Annotated in this window: 20 protein-coding genes; 8 read left to right on the top strand and 12 right to left on the bottom strand. The window is 34.6% G+C overall.

Annotation, left to right across the window (positions count from 1 at the left end):
• Nucleotides 1-121: 121 nt before the first annotated feature.
• Nucleotides 122-1,213 carry a DUF2911 domain-containing protein gene (locus KWG70_RS10060; RefSeq protein ID WP_230935891.1) on the top strand — a complete coding sequence of 364 codons (1,092 nt, stop codon included), beginning with the start codon at nucleotides 122-124 and terminating at the stop codon, nucleotides 1,211-1,213.
• Nucleotides 1,214-1,302: 89 nt separating this feature from the next.
• On the opposite strand, the gene recG is transcribed toward KWG70_RS10060, so the two are convergent.
• Complete coding sequence (gene recG / locus KWG70_RS10055) at nucleotides 1,303-3,405, bottom strand: ATP-dependent DNA helicase RecG (RefSeq protein WP_230935890.1); 2,103 nt, start codon at nucleotides 3,403-3,405, stop codon at nucleotides 1,303-1,305.
• Nucleotides 3,406-3,504: 99 nt separating this feature from the next.
• On the opposite strand from recG, the gene KWG70_RS10050 reads away from it, so the two are divergent.
• Genes KWG70_RS10050 through KWG70_RS10040 form a run of 3 tightly spaced genes read left to right on the top strand, consistent with a single transcriptional unit; the run spans nucleotide 3,505 to nucleotide 8,121 of the window.
• Nucleotides 3,505-5,202 carry a peptide-N-glycosidase F-related protein gene (locus KWG70_RS10050; RefSeq protein WP_230935889.1) on the top strand — a complete coding sequence of 566 codons (1,698 nt, stop codon included), beginning with the start codon at nucleotides 3,505-3,507 and terminating at the stop codon, nucleotides 5,200-5,202.
• Nucleotides 5,203-5,231: 29 nt separating this feature from the next.
• Nucleotides 5,232-7,220, top strand: coding sequence for a M1 family metallopeptidase (locus KWG70_RS10045; RefSeq protein WP_230935888.1), 1,989 nt, complete (start codon nucleotides 5,232-5,234; stop codon nucleotides 7,218-7,220).
• Nucleotide 7,221: 1 nt separating this feature from the next.
• Nucleotides 7,222-8,121 carry a patatin-like phospholipase family protein gene (locus KWG70_RS10040; protein WP_230935887.1) on the top strand — a complete coding sequence of 300 codons (900 nt, stop codon included), beginning with the start codon at nucleotides 7,222-7,224 and terminating at the stop codon, nucleotides 8,119-8,121.
• Nucleotides 8,122-8,124: 3 nt separating this feature from the next.
• Here KWG70_RS10040 and KWG70_RS10035 read toward each other — a convergent pair whose 3' ends face one another.
• Genes KWG70_RS10035 through KWG70_RS10020 form a run of 4 tightly spaced genes read right to left on the bottom strand, consistent with a single transcriptional unit; the run spans nucleotide 8,125 to nucleotide 13,080 of the window.
• Nucleotides 8,125-8,643 (bottom strand): DUF7935 family protein, encoded by a 519-nt coding sequence (locus tag KWG70_RS10035; protein WP_230935886.1) that lies wholly within the window; start codon nucleotides 8,641-8,643, stop codon nucleotides 8,125-8,127.
• 57 nt (nucleotides 8,644-8,700) lie between these two features.
• Nucleotides 8,701-10,254, bottom strand: a complete 1,554-nt coding sequence (locus tag KWG70_RS10030; protein ID WP_230935885.1) for an FMN-binding glutamate synthase family protein — start codon at nucleotides 10,252-10,254, stop codon at nucleotides 8,701-8,703.
• A 31-nt stretch (nucleotides 10,255-10,285) separates the two neighbouring features.
• Nucleotides 10,286-11,788: a hypothetical protein gene (locus KWG70_RS10025; RefSeq protein ID WP_230935884.1), complete on the bottom strand. Its 1,503-nt coding sequence runs from the start codon at nucleotides 11,786-11,788 to the stop codon at nucleotides 10,286-10,288.
• Nucleotides 11,789-11,808: 20 nt separating this feature from the next.
• Nucleotides 11,809-13,080 carry an amidohydrolase gene (locus KWG70_RS10020; RefSeq protein WP_230935883.1) on the bottom strand — a complete coding sequence of 424 codons (1,272 nt, stop codon included), beginning with the start codon at nucleotides 13,078-13,080 and terminating at the stop codon, nucleotides 11,809-11,811.
• Nucleotides 13,081-13,225: 145 nt separating this feature from the next.
• Between KWG70_RS10020 and KWG70_RS10015 the strand changes: the two genes are divergently transcribed.
• Both KWG70_RS10015 and KWG70_RS10010 read left to right on the top strand, forming a co-directional pair.
• Nucleotides 13,226-15,541 carry an ATP-dependent helicase gene (locus tag KWG70_RS10015; RefSeq protein WP_230935882.1) on the top strand — a complete coding sequence of 772 codons (2,316 nt, stop codon included), beginning with the start codon at nucleotides 13,226-13,228 and terminating at the stop codon, nucleotides 15,539-15,541.
• Nucleotides 15,542-15,550: 9 nt separating this feature from the next.
• Nucleotides 15,551-16,588, top strand: a complete 1,038-nt coding sequence (locus KWG70_RS10010) for a WG repeat-containing protein (protein ID WP_230935881.1) — start codon at nucleotides 15,551-15,553, stop codon at nucleotides 16,586-16,588.
• Here the strand turns inward: KWG70_RS10010 and KWG70_RS17970 are convergent, their stop codons facing one another.
• The 3 genes from KWG70_RS17970 to KWG70_RS09995 are packed head-to-tail and all read right to left on the bottom strand — an operon-like array spanning nucleotide 16,589 to nucleotide 19,437.
• Nucleotides 16,589-17,563 carry a hypothetical protein gene (locus tag KWG70_RS17970; protein WP_230935880.1) on the bottom strand — a complete coding sequence of 325 codons (975 nt, stop codon included), beginning with the start codon at nucleotides 17,561-17,563 and terminating at the stop codon, nucleotides 16,589-16,591.
• A complete protein-coding gene (locus KWG70_RS10000) occupies nucleotides 17,560-18,519 on the bottom strand; it encodes a pepsin/retropepsin-like aspartic protease family protein (protein ID WP_230935879.1) in 960 nt (319 codons plus the stop codon). Before KWG70_RS10000 ends, KWG70_RS17970 begins: the two co-directional genes overlap by 4 nt.
• Nucleotides 18,520-18,558: 39 nt before the next feature.
• Nucleotides 18,559-19,437, bottom strand: coding sequence for an alpha/beta hydrolase (locus KWG70_RS09995; protein ID WP_317206757.1), 879 nt, complete (start codon nucleotides 19,435-19,437; stop codon nucleotides 18,559-18,561).
• A 32-nt stretch (nucleotides 19,438-19,469) separates the two neighbouring features.
• Here KWG70_RS09995 and KWG70_RS09990 point away from each other — a divergent pair, with 32 nt between their 5' ends.
• The gene (locus KWG70_RS09990) at nucleotides 19,470-20,090 is read left to right on the top strand and encodes an L-threonylcarbamoyladenylate synthase (RefSeq protein WP_230935877.1); all 621 of its coding nucleotides are present in this window, start codon (nucleotides 19,470-19,472) and stop codon (nucleotides 20,088-20,090) included.
• 72 nt (nucleotides 20,091-20,162) lie between these two features.
• Here the strand turns inward: KWG70_RS09990 and KWG70_RS09985 are convergent, their stop codons facing one another.
• The 3 genes from KWG70_RS09985 to KWG70_RS09975 all read right to left on the bottom strand — a co-directional run bounded on the left by KWG70_RS09985 (nucleotide 20,163) and on the right by KWG70_RS09975 (nucleotide 22,543).
• Nucleotides 20,163-21,020, bottom strand: a complete 858-nt coding sequence (locus tag KWG70_RS09985) for an OmpA/MotB family protein (RefSeq protein WP_230935876.1) — start codon at nucleotides 21,018-21,020, stop codon at nucleotides 20,163-20,165.
• A 102-nt stretch (nucleotides 21,021-21,122) separates the two neighbouring features.
• Nucleotides 21,123-22,103, bottom strand: coding sequence for a glycosyltransferase family 2 protein (locus KWG70_RS09980; protein WP_230935875.1), 981 nt, complete (start codon nucleotides 22,101-22,103; stop codon nucleotides 21,123-21,125).
• The gene (locus KWG70_RS09975; RefSeq protein WP_230935874.1) at nucleotides 22,100-22,543 is read right to left on the bottom strand and encodes a type I restriction enzyme HsdR N-terminal domain-containing protein; all 444 of its coding nucleotides are present in this window, start codon (nucleotides 22,541-22,543) and stop codon (nucleotides 22,100-22,102) included. Before KWG70_RS09975 ends, KWG70_RS09980 begins: the two co-directional genes overlap by 4 nt.
• Before the next feature lie 104 nt (nucleotides 22,544-22,647).
• On the opposite strand from KWG70_RS09975, the gene holA reads away from it, so the two are divergent.
• A complete protein-coding gene (gene holA, locus KWG70_RS09970; RefSeq protein ID WP_230935873.1) occupies nucleotides 22,648-23,652 on the top strand; it encodes a DNA polymerase III subunit delta in 1,005 nt (334 codons plus the stop codon).
• A gap of 45 nt (nucleotides 23,653-23,697) precedes the next feature.
• Here holA and KWG70_RS09965 read toward each other — a convergent pair whose 3' ends face one another.
• On the bottom strand, nucleotides 23,698-24,306 hold the full coding sequence (locus KWG70_RS09965) for a hypothetical protein (protein WP_230935872.1): 609 nt from the start codon (nucleotides 24,304-24,306) through the stop codon (nucleotides 23,698-23,700).
• Between the last annotated feature and the right edge of the window lie 104 nt (nucleotides 24,307-24,410).

Raw genomic sequence — 24,410 nt, 5'->3', positions numbered from 1 at the left:
TTAATTAGTATAAAGAAATGTTAATTAACATTAACACAAACCACTTTAACATGACTGTAACATGGCTATACTGCATTTGTTCATAACTTCAAATACAATTTTAACTAATACAATCAAAATCATGAAAAACAAGACAATTACTGGGCTATTTATGTGCTTGATGCTTTTTGTAAGCATTGACACATTTGCGCAATTAAACACACCGCGAGGCAGTCAGCAAGCAACTGTATCACAACGTATTGGTGTGTCAGATGTTTCTATTACCTATTCAAGACCAAGCGTAAATAATCGAGAGATTTGGGGAAAACTTGTGCCTTATGGCATGAATAATTTAGGCTTTGGAACTGCTACTGCAGCACCATGGCGAGCTGGAGCCAACGAAAATACTACAATTACATTTTCTCATGATGCAAAAGTGGAAGGGAAGTCTATAAAAGCTGGAACTTACGGTTTGCATTTAGAAGTTAAGGCAGATAATACAGCAACTTTAATATTATCAAAAGATGCCGATGCTTGGGGAAGTTATTTTTACGATAAAAAGAATGATGCTTTGAGAGCTACTATTACTACGACTTCTGTACCGCATCATGAGTTGCTTACTTATGCCTTTAATGACATCAAAACTAATTCTGCAACGGCATCCTTGGCTTGGGAGAAGAAAGCATTCCCTTTCGAAGTGTCTTTCGATGTGACTAATATTGTTTTAGACGATTTCAGACAAAAAGCTAAAGGACAAACAGGGTTTCAAAGACAAAACTGGGAGCAAGCTGCTAATTTTGCTTTAAATAACGGAGGTGATCTTAATGAAGCTTTGGGATGGATTGATAAAGCTATCTCTGGACAATTTTTTAGCCAGAAAACATTTAATAATATGGCTATTAAAGCACAGTTATTAAACAAATTGGGTAAGACAGAAGAGTTTGAAGCGGCATTAGATGAGGCTGCTAGTATGGCAAACTCTAACCAATTAAATAGAATGGGGTATCAAATGCTTAATTTGAAGGATAATGATAGAGCGATGAAGTATTTTAAAAAAGCTGTAGAGATCGATCCTGAAAACCCAAATGTATATGATAGTTTAGGAGAAGCATATAAAACAATAGGTGATAAGAAAAAAGCCATTAAGAATTTTAAAAAGGCATTATCTATGAATCCGCCTGCCAATGTGAAAGCAAATTCTGAAAAAAACTTAAAAGAATTAGGCGCATTATAAAGAATTCATCAATCAACTAAATCAATCAAAAACATGCCTTCATGTTTTCAAGCTCAACTTTTCATAAAGAAGTTGAGCTTTTTTTTGAATTAAGAAATATAATTCCAAATATTCTTATACTTACTCAGTTCGCGATAGGTTTTTAAAATAACACCATGTTCAGGAAAACCTAAAGAAGGGTCCTTATCTAGTATTCGTTTAGCATAAAAACGAGCACTTTGCAAAATATCTTTATCCTTAATGATATTAGCAATTTTTAAGTTTAGCACACCGCTTTGTTGGGTTCCCATGATATCTCCAGGGCCACGAAGTTTAAGATCTACTTCAGCAATTTCAAATCCGTCACTAGTTCGTGTCATGGTTTCCAGACGTGTTTTGCTGTCCTGACTCAGCTTGTGGCTGGTCATAAGAATGCAATAACTTTGCTCTGCACCACGCCCAACACGACCTCTCAGCTGATGGAGTTGTGCTAAACCAAATCGCTCGGCACTTTCAATGATCATAACTGAGGCATTGGGTACGTTTACTCCAACCTCAATTACTGTTGTTGCTACCATTATTTGTGTTTCGCCTTTGACAAAGCGTTGCATTTCAAAGTCTTTATCTGCTGGTTTCATTTTACCATGGACAATAGAAATTTGATAGTTTGGCTGTGGGAATTCCCGGACAATACTTTCGTAACCATCCATAAGGTCTTTATAGTCTAAAGCAGAACTTTCTTGGATTAATGGATAGACCACATAAATCTGTCTTCCTTTTTCAACTTCATCACGCATAAATCGCATGACTTTGAGTCTATTTTTATCGTATCTGTGAACCGTTTTTATGGACTGTCTTCCAGGTGGTAATTCGTCAATAATTGAGATGTCTAAATCACCATAAACTGACATCGCTAAAGTTCTCGGAATCGGTGTTGCAGTCATCACCAAAATATGTGGAGGAGAGGTGTTTTTTTTCCATAATTTGGAACGTTGTGCAACTCCAAATCGATGCTGTTCGTCAATAATTGCGAGGCCCAAATTTTTAAATTTAACCTTATCTTCGAGCAAAGCATGAGTCCCAATTAGAATCTGTAATTCACCATTTTCTAATGATTCGTGAATTTTTCTCCTTTCTAAAGTATTAGTTGAGCCTGTGAGTATTTTTATACTGATATTCAATTTGTTAGATAGCTTTTTAAATCCTTGGTAGTGTTGGACTGACAAAATTTCAGTTGGCGCCATTAAACAGGCTTGAAAGTCGTTGTCAAGTGCCATTAATATTGACATGAACGCAACTATAGTTTTTCCTGAACCAACATCACCTTGCAATAATCGATTCATCTGTGCATTGCTTCCAAGATCTTGTCTAATTTCTTTCAATACACGTTTTTGAGCATTGGTTAAATCGAACGGTAAATGCGCTTTATAAAAATTATTAAAATAGTCACCAACAGATTCGAAAGGGAATCCTTTAATTTTCGATTTGTGAATGAGATTTTTTAAAATTAATTGTAATTGAATGTAAAATAATTCTTCAAATTTTAATCTAAATTCTGCACCTGATAATAGCTCTTGATTTTTTGGAAAATGAACGTTAAAAAGCGCATCACTTTTTGGTAATAATTTGAGTTCGGAAATTAGGTGATCTGGTAGGGTTTCAGAAAAGCGTTCTTTGGTTTCTAAAAACAAACTTTGCATGATTTTTATCATCACGCGATTAGTGATGCCTTTATTGGATAATTTCTCTGTTGAAGGATATACAGCTTGCATTGATGATCGCAAATTGTTTTTATGCTCATTGAGTAATTCCAATTCTGGGTGTGGCATATTAAAGACGCCGTTGAACCAGTTGATTTTTCCGAAAATCACATAGGGTGTATTTAATTTTATGCTATCACGAATCCATTTTTGACCACGAAACCAAACGAGCTCTATTCTTCCTGTGTCATCTTGAAAAGTGCCTACTAGTCGTTTGCCACGTTTTTGTGCAACTTCCTTAAATCCTGTGACCTTTCCAATAATTTGAACTTCAGAGCTGTTGCGTTGCAATTCATTAATCTTGTAATACTTTGTGCGATCTAAATAACGATTAGGGAAGAGGTTGATCAGGTCTTGATATGTATGAATGCCTAGTTCGCTCCGAAGTAAATCAGCTCGATTAGGACCTACACCTTTAAGGTAGTCTATTGGAGTTTGTAAATTGGCACTCATTCAGTCAAAATTATCACTTTTTTCTAATGTATTATTATCAATTTTACTTTTTTGGAATTATTATAATCTATACATTGTAAGAAAAAATATTTTAAGCTTATGAAAACTGATTATTTCAGAAAATTTGTTGTCGTTTTTAGTGTCTTGCTGAGTCTTTTCTTTGTTTTTAATTGTAGTAGTGATAGTTCTGATGAAGGTTCTAATTCATCTAATATATTGATTACTGGGTCATTGAATTCTTTTGGAGAAGTTAATGTTGAAAGCAATTCTATTTCACAAAATATTCAAGTCAAAGGAGATAACTTAAATGCAAACTTATCAATTTCTTCAACAGCTAATTTTGAGGTCTCGTTAGATGACGTGAATTTTTCGAATCAGGTAACAATAAATAAAGATATTGTTAACGCAGGAAATCAAATACTGTATGTTAGATTTTCACCGTCGGCTAGTGCATTGGGTGTAATTTCTGGAGAACTGTCAATGCAAAGCAATTCTGCAACAACAAGAACGCTGAATGTAAGTGGTGTGGGTTTAAGTACGGCACCTGTAATTAGTATTAATGTATCTAGTTTTAATTTTCAAGATACACCAGTAGCTCAGCAGTCTGCATCTTCGACACTTTTTATTGATGGAAATAATCTTACATCTGCAATTGATTTAAATGTTACCGAAGGCTTTGAGATATCATTAGATGGTACACTGTTTTCTGATGTGCAGCAAATACCATCAGAATCAGTAAATGATCAAACAACACTATTCGTAAGATTTGCACCAACAGCTTTGGGTAATGCTACAGGAACGCTAAGCTTAATGAGTACTGGAGCAGAAACTGTAGAAATTGCTTTGTCTGGAATAGGAATCCCAGTTGTTTATAATTATCTCACATTTGATAAAGAACGTTTGGCTTTTGGTGGTGGATTTAATCAATCTGCAACTCAAACATTTAATTTGCATGATGATCTAACTAGTATTGAAACGATTAAGATGTATGTGAAACTTACTTGTCCTAATGAAGGTTGTGATGAATGGGATGTGTATGCTAATGTGAAGGTTAAGGATAATGATTCTGGTGAATTATATGAGTTAGGACGTTATATAACACCGTATTGGAACGATAACAGTCAATTAGAAAGAGGGTTTGAGTTTGATGTAACCGATTTTAAATCATTGTTAACAGGCTCGACAGAATTACGAATTAGAACCGAATGTTGGAATGCTAGAGGTTATGAGGTGACTGTGGATTTTGATTATATCGAAGGAACACCAGATTATCCATATTATGCGATATCTAGAGTTCTTGCTTACGATGACTGGTCTAGCTCTGGAGTGCCTTACGGGACAACACATAGTTTAGATTTAGATAAAATGGTTTCTATTCCTGCTAATGCAGAAAGCACGCATTTGAGAACGATTATTTCGGGTTGGGGACAGGCGTCTCCTGCGATTGCTGGACGAACGTGTGCCGAGTGGTGTTTTAGAACCCATGATGTAAAGATTAATGGTGTGAATACATTCCAGCATAATATGGATGCATTAGGTTGTGCGTCTAACCCTGTAAATAATCAAGAGCCAGGGAATTGGCAACCAGATAGAGCAGGTTGGTGTCCAGGGATGGTTGTGCCGTATCGTATTGATAGTTTTGCAACAAATATGGCTGGAAGTACGTTTGATTTTGAGTATCAATATCAAAGTGGCTGGACTAACGATGCTCAAAATGGAAATGCGTTTTATGCAACGTCTACATTTGTGGTTGTCAAAAGTAATACACCAATTAATAAACCTGTGGTAATCGATTAAGCTGGTCTCATTTTTGCAGCATCATACTTATGAAACAATTATGTCTACTTATCTGTTTTTCATTTTTCTTCGGAAATGTAACTGCTCAGCAAACTGAGTATGTTGATTTTAAAACGGTTAAGGTTAATTTGTATAGCGTTAATCATGATTTAGATGAGTTTGGCGGTGAGGCAAATTATAAGTTTGAGATACTAAAGGATGTAGATTCTATTTATCTTGATGCTAAGAATTTTCATCAACATGCTATTGCGTTGGATGGTAAAACGCAATTACATGATTATGATGGGGAGCATATTATTGTTAAGAATAAATTTAAAGCCAATACAATCTATGATTTGAAAATTAATTGGGTTGCTCATAAGCCTAAAAAAGCAATATATGCTTTAGGTGATCAAATCTGGACGCAAGGTCAAGGAAAATATACAAGTCATTGGTTGCCAAGTATTGATGACGTCAATGATAAAGTTGAATTTGATATCTCTATAACATTTGAGAATGGTTATGCGGTTTTGGCTAATGGGATGTTAGTAGAAAAAGTAGTGGGAGATGTTTCTACCAAATGGCAATACAATATGAAAAAGCCTATGCCAAGTTATCTTGTGGCTTTAGTCATTGGTAAGTATGATAAGAAAACAGAAACTTCAAAAAGTGGCGTTCCTTTAGAATATTACTATTATCCTGAAGACTCACAAAAAGTAGAGCCTACCTATCGCTATACCAAGCAAATGTTTGATTTTTTAGAAGAAGAAATCGGATTTCCATATCCATGGCAAAATTATAAGCAGGTTCCTGTGAAAGATTTCTTGTATTCTGGTATGGAAAATACAAGTCTTACGATCTTTTCAGACAGTTTTGTGGTGGATTCTACGGCATATAATGATAAAAATTATATCACAGTTAATGCGCACGAACTGGCACATCAGTGGTTTGGAGATTTGGTCACAGCAACATCTGGTGAACATCATTGGTTGCAGGAAGGTTTTGCAACGTATTATGCGTTATTAGCAGAGCGGGATGTTTTTGGAGATAACCATTACTATTGGCAGCTATTTGAAAATGCGCAAGAGCTTATTGCTCAAGAGACTGCTGGGCAAAGTACCTCATTGCTTAATCCTAAATCGAGTAGTACGACATTCTATAAGAAAGGCGCTTGGGCTTTACATGTGTTGCGAGAGCAGGTAGGAGATGTTGCTTTTAAAACTGCTGTAAAGGCGTATTTGGAAAAACATCAATTTGCGAATGTTGAGACCAACGATTTTATTTCTGAAGTAGAGGCTACTAGTGGTCAGGATTTAACTGGTTTTGTGAATGAATGGCTTCTGGAGTCTAAGCTTCCTGAGGATGCCATGGTCAAAAGCTTAAAGCAATCATCATTCATGCAGGAATATTTTATGGTCGACTGCGAAGCGTATACTTCTAAATGCAAAGACTATCTATCGTCTTATATTTCAGATAAAGCCAAAGTAAAGGTGATCAATCAGATTCCTGATAAAATTGAGGTTAGCGCATTTCAGAATAATTTAGAAGTACGACAGGCTATTGCAAAGTATGTTGGTGAGATTCCTATAGAGCTGAAATTGGCCTACGAATCGTTATTAGATGATAAATCTTATGCAACGATTGAAGCTGCATTGTATAATCTCTGGGCTAATTTCCCGGAAGATCGAATAAAATATTTACAGAAAACCAAAGATATTGTAGGGTTTAACGATTATAATGTGAGATTACTATGGTTAGCGTTACATTTAAATACGGTTGAATACCAACCCGAAAAAAAACAGGACGTTTTGGATGAGTTGATTAGTTATAGTTTGCCTGGTCAACATTTTGAATTGCGATTGAATGCCTTTAATTACCTGAAATTACTAGGAGGCTTCGAACGTAAGTCTATTACAAGTTTGTTGGAGGCAAGAAAGCATCATAACTGGCGTTTTTCAAAATATGCTAAGAACTTATTGGCAGAACTGGAAACAAATGACAATTATAAATCTTTAATAAATACATTAAAAAAGAACTAATTTGAGAGCATTAGTGATATCTGGAGGTGGAAGTAAAGGCGCTTTTGCTGGTGGTGTAGCGCAATATCTAATTGAAGCTGAAGGACGTGAGTATGATATGTTCTTAGGGACATCAACAGGAAGCTTACTAGTGCCGCATTTGGCGGTTAATGATATTGGAAAGCTCTATGATATTTTTACTAATGTGCAACAACATGATATTTTTAGTGTAAGCCCTTTTGTACAGCGTAAAAAAGGGGATAGGGAATATGTGTCGATAGATTTTTTAAATTCACTCTGGCAGTTTATACGAATGAAACGTACGTTTGGAGAGAGTAAGGCGTTGAAACGAAATATTAAACAAAATTTCACTAGAGATGAATATGAGAAGATAAGAAGTACCAAAGAAGATGTTGTAGTAACGGTCTCAAATTTGTCTATGAATCGTGTGGAATATAAATCTATTAAAGAGTGTACTTATGAAGAGTTTTGCAATTGGATATGGATTTCATGTAATTACATTCCGTTTATGTCTCTGGCTAAAGTTGATGGCTATGAATATGCAGATGGAGGCTTAGGTTGTGTGATTCCTATACGCGAGGCTATTTTACGTGGTGCTACTGAGGTGGATGCAGTTGTCTTAGAATCTGAGCAAATGGAACGCACTAAGGTGTTGGGGAAAAATCCATTTTCTTTAATGCTTAACTTGTTTGGGCACCTTTTAGATCAAGTGGAGAAGAATGATATTGTCATAGGAAAACTTGCGGCTAAAAACAGAGGCGTAAAACTCAATTTGTATTACACACCTACGAGTTTGACTGAAAACTCATTGATTTTCAGTAAACGTTTAATGGTAAAATGGTGGGCTCAAGGGTATGATTATGCGAAGCAAAAGCATGAAAACAAAATCACATCCGAATAAAAATTACCAGATATTAGAAACCTCTTCCTTGATAAAAGATAGAGCAGCATCACTTGGAGATCTTTTGTCGATCATGTCAGTTAGAAGTGCTTCCCTGAGTTTATCTGCTGAATCTATTTTTTCCGACAGATTAGCTTTTCTAATCATTTGAATGGTCGCATTTTTTGCAGTAGATGTAATGCTCCAACATTGGTCTGTAACATAGATTTGTTGTGCTAAATTATGATCGAATTCCTGTTCAATATTTGCTATAAGTAAAGATTCATAATCTTCTTTATTTGAGGATGTTGGATTAACTCTTACTAATAATTTTGATGGCTTTACCCTTTCTAAAAATAAAGATAAGCGTTCGTAGGCTTGAAGACGCATTGGTAGCGATTCTTTTTGCAGATCTTTTTGAATTAAAAAGTCACGACGTCTACTTTCATTTTCAACATGTTCTCTAAAAAATAGATAGGCAATTGCTCCAGTTATTAAGGCTGGAATTATAAACATTAATAGATTAACTAACTGTTGTTCCATAATTATAGTTGGTTGTTTTCTTTGAGTTGTAAACTTAATTCTTTTTAAATTATTGTTTTAGCATTTTCCACCTAAATACATGCAATCTTTTAAATCTTGCATAGAGGTATAAGGGACTTTGGTTTTATTGTACATATAAGTGCTAGATAATTCTTTGGATAGATTGTGGTCATCTACATTGACTTCTATATCATCCATAGTAAACTCACAAGGGTGTTCATAGCCAGCAGCATGAGTGATCTCTACAAGCTCTTTTCGAAATGTTTTAAAATACTGTGCCAGTCGTACCGATTTTAAAGTTGGGTCAATTCCATTCTGCAGCCATTTGCTTTGTGTTGCAACACCACTCGGACATTTATTTGTATGGCAAATTTGCGCTTGGATACAACCGATACTCATCATAGCTTCACGGGCAACATTGATACAGTCTACTCCCATAGCAAAGGCCATAGCTGCTTTAGCAGGAAAACCTAGCTTACCACTTCCTATAAAGACAATACGGTCAGATAATCCTTTCTTTTGAAATAATCTATACAAATCTCCAAATCCATAAACCCAAGGCAATGATACATGATCGGCAAAACTTGGAGGTGCAGCACCTGTACCACCTTCGCCACCATCAACAGTTATAAAGTCTGGACCTTTTCCAGTTTTAAGCATGATATCTGTAAGCTCTTCCCACTGGTCTAGTTTACCAATTGCAGCTTTGATACCAACAGGTAATCCTGTTTCCTCTGCGATAGTTTCTATAAAATCTACCATTTCTGGAACTGTAGAAAATGCTTTGTGATTTGGAGGAGAAAGCACAGTTTTGCCTTCTTCAACGCCTCTAATTTCTGCAATCTCTTTGGTGATTTTTGATCCTGGTAGTACACCACCTTTACCTGGTTTAGCGCCTTGAGATAATTTGACTTCAATGGCGCGAACAAAAGGGTTGTCTTCTACAAGTTTTTTCATTTTCTCCATTGAAAATCCGCCATCTTCTGCACGAACACCAAAGTATCCTGTTCCGAAGTGAAACACAACATCTCCACCGTTACTATGGTATGGTGATAAGCCTCCTTCACCAGTATTGTGATAGGCATGTGCCATTTCTACACCTTTATTCATAGATTCTACAGCTTTTGCAGAAAGTGAACCAAAGCTCATCGCAGAGACGTTTATCACTGAAGCGGGTCTGTATGGACGCTTACGTTTATTAAATTCTCCCATTACTTTTGCGCAAGGCAAAAATGATTTGTCAATGGTATTTGGATGGTCGTCACCAATCCTGAAAGGGAACATAGCGTTGTTCACAAAAATATGTTGATGCGCATATATATCTCGATCTGTACCAAAACCTTCGTAGTTATTCTCATTTTTTGAAGATGCATAGACCCAACCACGCTCAATACGATTGAAAGGCAATTCTTCTCTATTATTTGCTACAAAATACTGACGAATTTCTGGTCCAATGCTTTCAAACCAATAGCGAATATGTCCAATTAATGGAAAGTTATGCTGAATTGTATGCTTTTTTTGTAAAATATCACGAATGGCTATTACTACAAGCACAATGATAATCCACATCCACCATGAAATGCTTGATATAAAATTTAGAAAGGTATCCATAGAATTCAATTAAAGGGTAAAGATATTTATTTTAGTCCAAATAGGTGTCCAAAATGTTGATGTCGATAATATTTTTACCAACATAACTTGTTCTATGTTCTGTAGTCTTTATATCTTGAAATTTAAGTTCTCCAAAATCCTTCATTTGTATAAGAGCATGATCACTTTGATGTTGCGAATGCACAACATATACATTGAAAAAGCGTAATCGATCTGCCTTACTGGAATGTTTGTAAATGCCATTAAAAGTTGAAAGCCCACCATAGTCACTAATGTTTAGAAACTTTCCTCTATAAAAAATAAGTGAATCTTTTGGTTCTACAAATGTTGTTATTTTACTTCGAGGTCTCAAAAGAGCGCAATGATTATAGTTGTTTTTTCTAAACACAATTAATGATTTGTCTCTGTCTAAGTTTTCTATCGTGAGTTTATGTTGTGATGACGAACTTACTTCTGGAAATGATTTATAAAAAGGGAAAAATATAGAATTAGTGAGTTCACTATTGATGTCATATGGATATTTGTAAGCTTTCATTATGAGTTGACCTTCAATGTTTTTTAGTACACCATTGGCATCTCTTGTAATGTGTGGTCCATAAAGACTATTAAACGCTGTATAAAAATTATTAACATCTTTTAAAGAGTAAGGTTCAACCTGTTTCTTTTCGTTAAAATGATTAAAGATTGTTGCACCAACTACTGTTATTAATAAAACAGCAATGGTTAAAAGTAGTTGCATGCCCCACTCATTGGACGTTTTCTTGTCGAGAATAACACACGAAATATGATTGTTTATATGTGATTCCACATAACGGTTAATGGCCTCATTATCCAGTTTAGAATTATGAACGGCAATTAAACTCTTGTGATAATGGTCTGCTATTTTTGTTCTTGAATGTACTTTCTTTAATTGTTTAACCAGTATTTCAAGATACTCCTTCGTAACATCTAGTCCATTATTAGAAGCGCAATATGCAATTAAGGCACCAAAACTATTAGATTTAGTATACTTTATGGCTTTTATTTGTTGCTTTGTTTTTAACAGATGAATTGTTGTTACTATTTTATGTCGGAGTATGTTTTGACATTGAAACTTGATATCTTCTGAAAAGAGCCAGTCATTTTTAATTTTATCTAAAGCATAGAAGAACTGGTTAGAATTAATGGCATTTTTGAGTTTCGGAATTAAAATCGCGTTGAGGTAAGGATTTATAAATTTTCTAAAAGCGGTGTCGTCTATATTTAAGGAATCTATTACATCTCGGTCTATTGTTAACGTTTGAGACTCTAAAGGTTTGTCATTTGATAAAAACGACTTCAGCCTCGGGTGCTTTTCGATAATATAAATAAATTTTCGTTTCTCTGGATCCCTTAGGATATCAATAATACTGTGGTTCTCTTCATTTTTAAAATGAGCATCATTAAGCATCGTTTGAGACTTAACAATTTTTTCAAACCTGATAATTTTGATTTCATCAATGTCCAGCAAATCTTCAACAGAAATTTTCAGCTGGTCTACAATAGATTGGTACATAAATTAAAGAGATATTGCCTTTATTGATTTAAATAATCTAATGCCAAATGCGTCATGGTTTTTACACCAAGAAGTAAGCCTTTATCATCTATTTTAAAATCGGGTGTATGGTGAGGAAACGCTTCAGTATTTCCAGGTGTCATACCTCCTAAAAAGAAATAAAACCCAGGAACTATCTCTTGAAAATAGGAGAAATCCTCACCTCCAGTAGTTGCTTTTCTCAAACGTACATTTTTAGCTCCTGCAACCCGTTGCATTGTTGGTAGCATTTGATCAACCAAATCAAAGTCGTTGTATGTTATTGTCGTATTATTTTGAAATGTAATCGTAGCTTCACCACCATAAGCTTTTGCAATTGTTGAAGTCATTTCTTTCATTCGTCGTTCTATAAGTGCTTTCATATCGGGATCTAAAGTTCTAACAGTCCCAATTAACTCGGCACTTTCAGGAATGATATTGAAACGTGTACCAGCAGTTATTTTTCCAACGGTTATGACAGCTGCTTCATCTACTAATTTTGATTCTCTACTAATAATCGTTTGTAAACCGTCTATGATTTTAGCCGAAATTAAAATAGGATCGACACCTTGCCATGGTCGTCCACCATGAGTTTGCTTGCCTTTAACATGAATTACAAAACGCTCGACAGAAGCCATAATACCTCCTTTTTTATAGTGTATGGTTCCTACTTCATAATTAGAACGAATATGTAAACCGAAGATGGCGTCAACCTTTGGGTTATCTAAAACACCTTCCTTTATCATCAATTTTGCACCACCTTCTTCACCAGGAGGCGGTCCTTCTTCTGCTGGTTGAAATATAAACTTTACGGTTCCTTTAATTTTGTCTTTATGCTTTGATAGAATTTCAGCAACACCCATTAAAATAGCTGTATGTGTATCATGACCGCAAGCATGCATGACACCAGTTTTAGTTCCTAAGAATTCGGTTTGCACTTCACTCTTATAGGGTAGGTCATTACGTTCTGTTACTGGAAGGGCATCAATATCAGCTCTTAGCGCCACAACTTTTCCAGGTTGCTTCCCTTTTAAAATGCCTACAACACCTGTTTTTGCTATTCCAGTTTGAACTTCAATTCCTAGCGATTTGAGATGCGCAGCAATCTTTTCGGCAGTTTTATATTCTCGATTAGATAATTCGGGATTTTGATGAAAATGATGTCGCCACTCTATGACTTTAGATTCGATGTCTGAAAAATCATTGTCTAGGTTATTTTGTGAAAAAGAGGTTAAACTTCCAAGGAAAACACATAAAACAAAAAGGTGACGCATACTGAAATGGTTAAAGATTAAGTCTAAAGATATTCAAAAAATAGTTAAATAAATTTTAGATCTAAATTGTTTATAATTATTTACAAAAGCAATGGACAAAACCTAATACAAATAGCTATTTTTATGCTTTCAAAAAACTAATGAATTGGAGAAGTATTTAAGTCAGTTAAACGAGGCGCAATTAGCACCTACATTACAGAAGGATGGACCAATGATCGTCATTGCTGGTGCAGGTTCTGGGAAAACGCGTGTACTGACTTACCGCATTGCATATTTAATGCATCAAGGGGTTGATCCGTTTAATATTTTAGCATTGACCTTTACAAATAAAGCGGCTCGTGAAATGAAAGGGAGAATTGCTGATATTGTTGGAACCAGCGAAGCAAAAAACCTTTGGATGGGAACCTTTCACTCGGTGTTTGCAAAGATTTTGCGTTTTGAAGCTGACCGCCTTGGATTTCCAAGTAATTTTACGATTTATGATACGCAAGATTCTGATCGCTTAATTTCTTCTATTATTAAGGAAATGGGATTGGATAAAGATGTCTATAAATACAAACAAGTACGTTCTCGAATTTCATCGTATAAAAACAGTTTGATTACGGTAAAGGCGTATTTTCAAAACCCAGAACTTATTGAAGCTGATACAGCTGCAAGGCGTCCACGATTAGGTGATATTTATAAAAATTATGTGGATCGTTGCTTTAAAGCTGGTGCTATGGATTTTGATGATCTATTGCTAAAAACTAATGAGTTACTGACGCGTTTTCCAGATGTATTAGCGAAATACCAAGACCGATTTAGATATATTTTAGTTGATGAGTATCAAGATACTAATCACTCACAGTATTTGATTGTAAGAGCCTTGTCTGACCGATTTCAAAACATATGCGTTGTAGGTGATGATGCGCAGAGTATTTATGCATTTAGAGGTGCAAACATTAATAATATATTGAATTTTCAACGCGATTATGATGATGTAAAGGTATTTCGTTTAGAACAAAACTATCGTTCTACCAAGAACATTGTCAATGCTGCCAATTCTATTATTGATAAAAACAAAACTAAGCTCGATAAAATCGTATGGACTGCCAATGAGGAGGGTCCAAAAATAAAGGTGAATCGTCTCATGACCGATGGTGATGAAGGCCGTTTTGTAGCAAGTTCGATCTTTGAAAATAAAATGCAGCATCAACTCAAGGATAGTGATTTTGCAGTTTTGTACAGAACCAATGCGCAATCTCGTTCTATAGAAGATGCATTGCGAAAACGTGATATTCCATATCGTATTTATGGAGGTCTATCCTTCTATCAGCGTAAGGAAATTAAAGATGTGTTGTCGTATTTGCGTTTGGTGATCAATCCTGCAGATGAGGAAGCGTTGAAGCGTGTGATCAATTTTCCGAAGCGAAGTATAGGCCAAACTACTGTCGATAAACTCGTAGTTGCAGCTAATGGTTACAATCGTTCCATTTTTGAGGTGATGAAACATATTGATAAAACTGAAGTCAATGTGAATGCAGGAACCCGAACAAAGCTTAAGGATTTTGTTACTATGATTGAAAGCTTTCAAGTGATGAATCAAACAGCTAATGCTTTTGAATTGGCTGAACATGTTACTAAGACTACAGGTATTATTAGAGAATTTAATAAGGAAGGTACTCCAGAGGATGTGGCAAGGCTCGAAAATATTGAAGAGTTACTCAATGGTATCAAAGATTTTGTTGAAGGTCAAGTAGAAATAGCAGATGCTACAGGAAACATTGCAGAGTTTTTAGAAGATGTAGCTTTGGCAACCGATTTAGATAATGATAAGGGCGATGATGATCGTGTAGCTCTAATGACAATACATTTGGCTAAAGGTTTAGAATTTCCGTATGTATATATCGTTGGTATGGAAGAAGATTTGTTTCCAAGTGCGATGAGTATGAATACCAGGAGCGAACTAGAAGAGGAACGACGCTTATTTTATGTGGCTTTGACCAGAGCAGAAAAGCAAGCGTATCTTACTTATACCTTATCCCGTTATCGCTGGGGAAAATTAATTGATGCAGAACCAAGTCGTTTTATAGAGGAAATAGACGATCAATATTTAGACATTATAACACCAGTTCATGAACCAAGGCAAAACCCAATGTTAAGTGCCGATATTTTTGGTGATGTGGAGCCTAATCGTATTCGTTTTAAAAAACCTATTAAACGTAAATCTGAAACCAAAGCACCTAAGTTTGTTGCTCCTAAAAATTTAAAGCGTGTGTCAAAGAGTTCGCCTTCTGATAACACTAATTTATTTGATGGTAAATTGGCTGTTGGAAATATAGTAGAACATGCACGTTTTGGCAAAGGTGAGGTTGTTAAAATAGAAGGTAAGGGTGCAGATGTTAAAGCAGAAATTAATTTTGAAGTTGGCGGCATTAAAAAGTTATTACTTCGCTTTGCAAAGTTAGATGTACTCGGTTAAAAAAATCACATGAATTTAAAATATCTTTTAGTATTACTCGTATTGGGAAATAGTCTTGCCTACGCGCAACCATTTACCAAAAAATCACTTGAAGCTAGAATGGACGAGAATAAACTTTTTGGCGATTCGTTGAAAATTCCAGTGTATAGTAGTGACATTTGGGGATTTAAAGATGAAGGCTTTCATTTTATAAGCAAAGATGGGAAATGGGCATTAAAAAATACCAATAAGAATAAACTAATCATTCCGTACGATATAGATTCGGTATTAGTTCAATTTAATGCGCCAAATATTAAGAGTTACTCGATAAAACGAAATGGTGTCTGGGAAAGCTATACGTTTAATAAGAAGTATAAAATGAAAAAAGCAAATCCGTATAGTGGATTGGCGCTTTCAAATCGTATGAATGATGTCTACAAAGAAAAAGACTACCTAAGATTTGATGTTATTTATAATGGAAAACGCGGCATAATGAATTGTAAATACGAAACGATTGTGCCATTGCGATATGATTATATCCTCGAATTGTTTGATGCGCTTTCCGAACGTCATAAAGATACATTGTCTTATTTACTTTATAATAATGATAAGGTTGGTATGGTGACTAATAAAGTGATTATTCAACCCAAGTATGACGATATAGGTATTTTCGAATTTAGAGGTTATGATTATGTAGGAACGATGAAGTTAGATTATGAAAAGGATTATTTTGGGACTACCATTAACGGCAAAATGGGTATTATAGATTATAATGAAGAAATTCTAGTGCCACATATTTATGACAAAATAATTTATTGTAAGCCCTATCTTGAAAATGCAACTTTTCCTGACAAGTTTGTTGTTATACAAGGTAGGAAACAAGGTGTAGTTAATATTACTGGAAAGCTTTTATTACCAATGGAGTACGATACCATAGAGTTTGATGAAACTTTTGAAAAACTGGATCATTTTATCGTAAGTAAAAAAGGAAAGTATGGGGTTGTTAATTCATTAAATGAAATCGTAAAGCCACTTACGTTTAGTCGATCTGAAATAGATAAAGATTAATTATTTTACCATAAATACAGAATTGATATGACCTTTACCATCATATTCTTTTACTGGATTATCTGGATCTAAAATCCATTCACCATCAATAATAAATTTGTAGTAGTGTTTACCAGCTGGTAATGGCAATCTGTATTTCCAATACCCACTTTCTGTTCTCTCCATCAAAATAGCACTTTCATTCCAATCGTTAAAAGAACCAGCTAAAATCACACGTTCAGCATTATCGTAGCCTTTTAGTAGAAATGTCACATATTTACCAACATTTATAAGAGAGTTATATTCACCAAATTCATTTTCAACTTTGGAAGGGTTTGAAGGATCTTCTATCCAATGATGACCGTCAATAATAAAGCGATATTCATACTCACCAGGTTTAATGTCTAACTTAAGCTCCCAACCGTTTTCAATTTTATACATTTTAAAGTCACGCTCATTCCATCTGTTAAAAGAACCAGCTACAATAACCTTTTTAGCGTCTTCATAACCTCGTAGTCTAAACCTAACGTTTCCATTATCATCTGGAATAGCAGCTTGTGTAGACATTTTGAGGTTGTATACATTTAGATGCGTGCCTTTTTTTTGAGCTAATTCTATGTTTGCATCAAACTCTGACGGTTCTGCCCAATACTGATTGTTAACTATAAATTTAAATTCCCAGGTAAATTCATCTTTAAAGTCATTGATGTGTTTTCTAAGTTCATAAGTGGTTTCGTTGACTTTTTGCATTTTCCAGTCATACTTCGACCAGTTATTGAACTCTCCTGCAACTACCACATTATCTATTGTTAAATCTTCAAACTTAATTTTTAGTTTAGAGTCATCTTTTGAAAATTTCTCATAATCATGTTTATTAAAGGTAAATACAACATAATTACCATCAAAGCGATAGCCTTTATCTTCTTTTTGGGCAAAAGACAGATATGATACTAGTACTACTGCTAGAAGAATGATATGTCGTATTATTGTTTTCACTGTTTGTTTATAGGGAACTGTACAAAGTAAAGCTTTTCTTTTTTATAATTGATGATGGTACGTTGCTGCCTAAAAAACTCATAACCTAGAACACCATCTAATGAGGTGCCGAAAGCTTCATTCATTTGATTAAGGTTAGTCAACATCGTTTCCATAGGCGCAAAGAAAATCTTATCAGACAGTTTAACACGATACAACTTTCCTGCCAAAACTTCAATTTTCTTACCGCTCGCACCAACTAGCATTAAGCGTTTAGAAGGGTAGAAGTATTTTAAAACTTTTTTACTAATTCTTTTATTGAGTTGATTGTATTCTGCTCCAGTATCTAATCCAAATTTTAATTTTTGATCATTCACATAGGTTTCTAGTACAATGGTATGCTTTTTTAATTTGAAATTGATAGTATCTATAATGGTTTCTAGATATTTCCTATCGTCTAGTTTTTTTCCTTTCGAATCTACCCGAGATAAGGTAATCTGATTAAGATACATGTCAATAAATACCTCATAATCTTTCAAAATATCAAAACCTATGATACCTAGTAGATGTATTTTTTTACTGCTTTCAATATGAGACAAATCAATAACATCGGAGTTTTTATCTTCAACAATTAAATCTTTTATTATAAATTCACGGAGTCGTTTTTCTAAAGGGTTATCAATTATATCTATAACTCCTGATGTTTTTTTATCCTTACTATAAAATGGCTGTCGTGTTTTAAAATGAACTTTATTGAGGATTAATGTTTCAGATCCTGTGTCTATTATAAAATTACCTTTTCGGTCGAGAAGTTCGGCTTCGATCACAATAAGGTTATCAATAAGTTTAAATGGAATTCGTGTGGTATGCTCACTTAAAATTTCAGCTCTAGGAAATGTAATCACCTTAGGCTTTTCTTTTGCAAAGGATTGAAAAGAAAGAGAAAAAGTCAATATGAGAACAAGTACATTCCGCATACTATATAGACGAGTTTTTTTTTGAATTGTTACATGGATTTAGTCTAAATGTGTTTGTGTAAATGCTTTGAGTTTTGTCCATGTATCCAATAACTCTAACCCAACCCAACCATGGCCAGCATCTGGATATAATGTAAACTGATGTGTCACACCTAAGCTTGTTAATCGAGCTTCCATATCAACACCTTGACTCGTTGGGATGAGTGGATCTTGGCCACCATAAAATAAAGTAGTTGGAGGCGCTGAAGCTGTCACTTGGTGATACGGACTTACCTCTTCAAGGAAATTAATTGAAGTGTCAATTCCGAAGGTATCAATAAGCTCTTGTAGCACTGGGTTTTGATTGTTTAAGTATGCTGGATCTGTAAAGTTTGTTGGTCCAACGATACTAGCGACCATTTTGACATCATTTTCAGTATCAAACGCATAGCTCCAAAGCATTGATAGGTGAGCGCCAGCACTAGTTCCTAGAAATCCGATATCATTTGAAATCACATAATCATTTTGATTGGTTTTTAGTAGATTGACAATAGTTGTGATATCTTCAATTTGCATTGGGTATGGAGGATTGTTTTCATCTGCCAATCGGTAATTGATATTTACAATAGCAATATTTGGCAGGTCTTGGAGCATTAAATCTTTGAGCGGATTCATATCTGCTTTATCTCCTGAAGTCCATCCGCCACCATGAACTAAAATCATTACTTTCGTATTAATAGTTCTATTCGCAGGCAAATACAGATCGAAAACCTGATCACTATCAGTTCCGTAGGATACATTTAATTCTTGACGAAACGCTAAAGGCGTATCAATTTGTTCATTTGAAGAATTATCGTCCTCTGAACAAGAAATAAGACTTAAGGATACAAAAATGAATAGGAAAGTATATTTAATAGTCTTCATGATGAAATATTTAATTACTTTGTAAACGCATTTGTAAGATACATATTATGGCTGAATTAGTAAGAATTTATGAAGATAATCCTAACCCTAAGGAGATTATGAAAGTTATAGATGTACTTAAGCGAGGCGGGTTAATTATTTACCCAACAGACACCGTTTATGGTTTAGGTTGTGATATTACTAATATTAAAGCTCTTGAGAAAATTGCTAGAATAAAAGGGGTGAAGCTTGAGAAGTCAAACTTTTCCTTTATTTGTGAAGATTTGAGTAATCTGAGCGATTATGTAAAGCAAATAGATACCACAACGTTTAAAATTCTCAAACGTGCACTTCCTGGTCCTTATACGTTTATTTTGCCTGGATCTAAAAGCTTACCAAATCCGTTTAAGAAGAAAAAGACAGTAGGTATTCGTGTCCCAGACAATAATATCGCTTTGGAGATTGTTAGGCAATTGGGTAATCCTATTATATCCACCTCTATTCGTGATGAGGATTACGTCATCGAATACACTACAGATCCAGAGTTGATTCTTGAGAAATGGGACAATTTGGTTGATATTGTTATTGATGGTGGTTATGGTGGTAATGAGGCTTCGACTGTTATTGACCTGTCTCAAGATGAGCCTTTAATTATAAGAGAAGGCAAAGGAAGTTTAGAGATTTTTTAAGTTAGTCCAATGTATCAGAAAAAAAGCCCAATCTTTCGATTGAGCTTTATTAAATTTATGATAATCTGTGAATTACTCTTCAGCAGATAAGTTTTTCATTTCCTCTTCAATCATTTCATAGAATTGATCAATTTTTGGTAATACAACAACACGTGTACGTCTGTTTTTAGCTCTGTTTTCGGCAGTGTCATTTTCAGCTAAAGGCACATAACTACTACGTCCTGCAGCAATTAACTGACTAGGATTTACGCCTAATTCTTGTAGCACACGAATAATAGATGTTGAACGCTTTACACTCAAATCCCAGTTGTCTACTAACACACCTTTACTGTAAGTGCGACTATCTGTATGACCTTCGATCATTGCTTCAAAATCTGGCTTACTTTGAATGACTTTAGCCACTTTAGCTAAGACATCTTTGGCTTTAGTTGTTACATTATAACTACCACTTTTAAATAATAATTTGTCGGCAATAGAAATAAATACAACACCTTTCTCAACATTAACTTCTATATCTGGATCGTTGATGCCAACCGCTTTTTTCAAACTAGTTACAATAGCTAATGTCACACTGTCCTTTTTAGTTAACGCATCTTGTAAACGTGATATTTTAAGATCTTTTTCTTTTAAACTCTCTAGAGATTTTTCTAGGTTTTCTGCACCTTTTTGAGTTAAAGTTGTTAAGTTTCCTTTAGTATCTATCAAATCCTGATTTGCTTTACGTAAATCGGCTAGCTGTTCTTTCATGGCATCTACACGAGCCAATGCTGCGGCTTTATCAGATAAACAGCTGTTTAACTTTACGGTTGCAGTATTTAATAAGTCCTGAGTTTCTTTTTGCTTTTCTTCTAGTGCCATATATTCTTTCTTAGACACACATGAAGTCAAAATGAACATCCCAGCAACACTTAATAGCATTAATTTTTTCATAATAAAGTTTAATAATTAGTTGTTATTTAACGTATCAAAATTATACAAAAGAAAATACCCTTTGGTGCTCTTTAACTAAACTTTTAACACTTTTATGAACAATTAGAAAGTTAATCTCTTTTTAACAAAGTATGACCATACAATCGACGTTGTTTTGTAGTAGTTTTTTTTCTTCGGAAGTTGTTTGCGCTGTTTTAGGAGTCTTGGTAAGTGTCTGTAAAAGCTGAAATGTGCCTTTAAAACAGCCATGAAGTGTGCCCATTTATGACCAAATAAAAATTTAAGTCCTGCAATCCCATCTAATAGCAACCTCATGAATATAATGAAGAAAAGAGAACCATCTACGTTTTTTGTAATGGTAAACAAGCTGTTCCTGAAATTAAGGTAAGTTTTCTTTGGATTAACAGCGTTGAGTGTTGCACCACCAATATGAAAAACTGTTGAGGTGCCGATATATTTAGCAACATAACCAGCGTTGTATGCACGCCAACATAAATCGATTTCTTCGAAATGTGCAAAATACGTTTCATCAAAACCATTAAGCGCTTTAAAAGTAGATTGCCTTATAAAAAGACAAGCACCTGAAGCCCAAAAAATAGATGTCGTGTCATTATACTGGTCATGATCTTCTTCAATTGTATCAAAAATACGACCTCTACAATACGCATAACCATATTTATCGATAAAACCTCCTGCTGCACCAGCATACTCAAAGTGTGTCTTCTTTTTGTAATCCAAAATTTTAGGTTGGATGATAGCGGTTTTCGGATGACGTTCAAATTCTGTAATAATAGGAGTCAGCCAGTTAGGAGTAACTTCAATATCGCTGTTCAGCAAACAAAAAATATCTTCATTAACATATTTTAGTGCCTCATTATACCCTTTAGCATAACCACCATTAGTTGAATTTTGGATGATATTTACATTAGGAAATTGTTGCTTTAAAAATTGTATCGAATCATCAGTAGATGCATTATCGGCTACATATATTGCTGCATTTTCAGAGTGCTGCACGACCGATGGCAAAAACTGCTCTAGCAATTGCTTTCCATTCCAATTTAATATGACAACGGCTATTTTCATTTGTATGCTGGAATATCTTTCAAGAAATCATAACGCTCATTCTCAATATCCATTACACAATAATAATGATTAATTCCGTTAGTGACCATTAAATAGCTTGCATTTAAAGCTAAATTATAGCGAGCAATTTGATCAAAAGTTGATTGGTCAATCTTGACTTTATAAGACTTGCACTCGACGATGAGGTGGATACTACCATCAGAATTAAAGACAACGATGTCATAGCGCTTTGCTAATCCGTTTACCTTGAGTTCCTTTTCAACATTGATTAAAGATTTGGGGTAGTTTTTATGTTGAATTAGGTACTGAACGCAGTGCTGACGTACCCATTCTTCGGGTTGTAAAACAATAAATTTTTTACGAATCTCATCGAAAATAGAAACTTTATTTTCGTTATTTTTGAAACGGAATGAAAACTTCGGAAAATTGAGTTCTTGCATCAAGACGTATAGAGATTTTCCTCAAAGTTACTCTACTATAATCGAAAACCAAAGCCCATTTAGTTTTTTTGGAATTTGGAATTAATATTTGAAATTTTCACAGTTTGGATGACGTAAAGCAAATAGTTACAGATATTAAAAAAGGTAACATCAAACCCATTTACTTTTTAATGGGAGAGGAGCCTTATTATATTGATGCTATTTCAGAATATATTGAAAATAATATTCTTGCCGAAGAAGAAAAAGGCTTTAATCAGATGGTATTGTATGGTCGTGATGTGTCTGTAGATGATATTATAGGTAACGCCAAGCGCTACCCAATGATGGCAGAGCGTCAAGTGGTTATTGTTAAAGAAGCGCAAGATTTATCTCGTACTATTGAAAAACTATCTAATTATGCTGAAAATCCGCAACCTACAACGGTTTTGGTCATAAATTATAAGTACAAGAAGATAGATAAGCGAAAGGCTTTGTACAAAACCATTAAAAAATCAGGTGTTGTTTTTGAAAGTAAAAAGCTATATGAAAATCAGGTATCAGATTGGATTCGACGTGTCCTATCTGGACAGAAGTATACAATTTCACCTAAAGCATCGCAAATGCTTGTAGAGTTTTTAGGAACAGACCTTAGCAAGATTAATAATGAGTTAGAAAAGTTAAAGATTGTTCTTCCTGAAGGGACTCAAATCTCACCAGAGCATATTGAGGAGAACATTGGAATAAGTAAAGACTATAATAATTTTGAATTACGGAAAGCTATTGGCGAGCGCGATACTGTGAAGGCCTTTAAGATTATCAATTATTTTGCCGATAACCCAAAGGATAATCCAATGGTTGTTACGGTGTCTTTATTATTTAATTTCTTTTCCCAACTTTTACATTTCCATGGTTTGCATGACAAAAACCCAAGAAATGTAGCTTCGGCATTAAAGATCAATCCTTATTTTGTTAATGAGTATGTCTCTGCCGCACGTCATTTTCCTATGCGAAAAGTAAGTCACGTGGTGGCTACCTTACGAGAGTTTGATGTCAAAGGGAAAGGCGTAAATTCTAACGCTGTACCTCAAGGCGATTTATTAAAAGAATTGTTGGTCAGGATTTTTAGTTAAACCAAAACTTTACAATCACACAATCGGTATTGATAACGACTTATTTTACAGTTTTGACTTAATCGTTTTGTCCATAATTTTAAACATGTCTTTTGATTCTTGTGAATCTGTACCATCTTCGTTTTTGGAGTCCTGAAATGAGATAAAGTGCGTTTTTCCGTCGTTGGTATTCAATTCATAGATGTCGTAGCTAAGCTTTGTTCCTATTAAATTGATATCGATACGTTGCCCATCGAGTTTTAACTTTCCAAGTGTTGTACTTTTATCTGTTACTTTACAACTTTCTCTTCCAAATCGTTCAACCATGGCTTGTATAAAAAGATTTAGTGAGATATCGTCTTCATATTCAAAATACATGAATATAAAATCGTTACCGTCTAATGTCCAGTTTCTGTATCCTATATCTTTTTCAAACTCGTATGCGTAGTGTTTTGGATAGTCGAAAACTAGTGCTCCAAAATTGAAAGTGAGATAATCTGATGTTTTTGCCGTAATCGTTTTTCCATCCACTTTAATGGTGCCACCATCTTTAACTTGATATTTTTCTCCATTGACTTCAATATCAATTTTTATTGAAGGTGCTTTACTGTCTTGTGCTGTAATGCATAGGCTAAATGCCAAAATGCATATGATAGTCAACATGCTTTTGTTCATGAGTAAGTATTGAATTAGGTTATTGTCTTTAAAGTGGCAATATAGTGAATGTGAAATAATTTCGGCAGAGAAATGTGAAAGTGATAACTTTTAACCGTTTAGTT

Source organism: Psychroserpens luteolus, from assembly GCF_021032705.1.
Classification (GTDB): Bacteria; Bacteroidota; Bacteroidia; order Flavobacteriales; family Flavobacteriaceae; genus Psychroserpens; species Psychroserpens luteolus.
This window is presented reverse-complemented; position numbering and strand designations above follow the sequence as displayed.

What these genes read in the sequence shown, in the direction of transcription:
- KWG70_RS10060 (WP_230935891.1), top strand. Translation starts at nt 122, where the DNA reads ATGAAAAACAAGACAATTACTGGGCTATTTATGTGCTTGATGCTTTTT.
- recG (WP_230935890.1), bottom strand. Translation starts at nt 3,405, where the DNA reads ATGAGTGCCAATTTACAAACTCCAATAGACTACCTTAAAGGTGTAGGT.
- KWG70_RS10050 (WP_230935889.1), top strand. Translation starts at nt 3,505, where the DNA reads ATGAAAACTGATTATTTCAGAAAATTTGTTGTCGTTTTTAGTGTCTTG.
- KWG70_RS10045 (WP_230935888.1), top strand. Translation starts at nt 5,232, where the DNA reads ATGAAACAATTATGTCTACTTATCTGTTTTTCATTTTTCTTCGGAAAT.
- KWG70_RS10035 (WP_230935886.1), bottom strand. Translation starts at nt 8,643, where the DNA reads ATGGAACAACAGTTAGTTAATCTATTAATGTTTATAATTCCAGCCTTA.
- KWG70_RS10030 (WP_230935885.1), bottom strand. Translation starts at nt 10,254, where the DNA reads ATGGATACCTTTCTAAATTTTATATCAAGCATTTCATGGTGGATGTGG.
- KWG70_RS10025 (WP_230935884.1), bottom strand. Translation starts at nt 11,788, where the DNA reads ATGTACCAATCTATTGTAGACCAGCTGAAAATTTCTGTTGAAGATTTG.
- KWG70_RS10020 (WP_230935883.1), bottom strand. Translation starts at nt 13,080, where the DNA reads ATGCGTCACCTTTTTGTTTTATGTGTTTTCCTTGGAAGTTTAACCTCT.
- KWG70_RS10010 (WP_230935881.1), top strand. Translation starts at nt 15,551, where the DNA reads ATGAATTTAAAATATCTTTTAGTATTACTCGTATTGGGAAATAGTCTT.
- KWG70_RS10000 (WP_230935879.1), bottom strand. Translation starts at nt 18,519, where the DNA reads ATGCGGAATGTACTTGTTCTCATATTGACTTTTTCTCTTTCTTTTCAA.
- KWG70_RS09990 (WP_230935877.1), top strand. Translation starts at nt 19,470, where the DNA reads ATGGCTGAATTAGTAAGAATTTATGAAGATAATCCTAACCCTAAGGAG.
- KWG70_RS09985 (WP_230935876.1), bottom strand. Translation starts at nt 21,020, where the DNA reads ATGAAAAAATTAATGCTATTAAGTGTTGCTGGGATGTTCATTTTGACT.
- KWG70_RS09980 (WP_230935875.1), bottom strand. Translation starts at nt 22,103, where the DNA reads ATGAAAATAGCCGTTGTCATATTAAATTGGAATGGAAAGCAATTGCTA.
- KWG70_RS09975 (WP_230935874.1), bottom strand. Translation starts at nt 22,543, where the DNA reads ATGCAAGAACTCAATTTTCCGAAGTTTTCATTCCGTTTCAAAAATAAC.
- KWG70_RS09965 (WP_230935872.1), bottom strand. Translation starts at nt 24,306, where the DNA reads ATGAACAAAAGCATGTTGACTATCATATGCATTTTGGCATTTAGCCTA.